At 54.6% G+C, this 372-nt stretch carries 1 protein-coding gene; it reads right to left on the bottom strand.

What is annotated here, in order from left to right; all coding sequences use genetic code 11:
• Positions 1 to 180 precede the first annotated feature (180 nt).
• Positions 181 to 372, bottom strand: a 192-nt coding sequence (locus AC1RPU_RS08005; RefSeq protein ID WP_481769641.1) for a hypothetical protein, incomplete at its 5' end; no start/stop codon positions are given.

Genomic DNA, 372 nt, shown 5'->3' with positions numbered 1-372 from the left:
CCCCCGCGATCCCGGTATTACTGGAACCCGGGTCTAGCGCCAGTACACGTTTCGTGTCCGGTGCCAAGCCCGAGGATTGCGGCAACACATAGGATTCGCGTGGCTTTTTAGCCTTTTTCGACCTTTTAGCCATGCTGAATACTCACTAAGTTCTAGTGCTCTAAAATTGAGAATTAGACTTTAGCGCTGTATCACCTGACGTACCGCACTATTGCCTCCTGAGCGACCTGCGAACCCCGGCATCGGCATGCTGGAACCACCGCCATAATTGAAGGCCCGGGCCTCAGAAAGGCGCTCCATGACGCGCGGATGGTGCACAATTGTGGAACCGAGCACAATTGCCCGAAACATGTCGTCCGTATACCCTTCACC

The sequence above is a fragment of the Dellaglioa sp. CoH-55-MRSF-7 genome (genome assembly GCF_056782235.1).
Note: the sequence above shows the minus strand (reverse complement) of the source record. Positions and strands in the feature narration are given on the sequence as shown.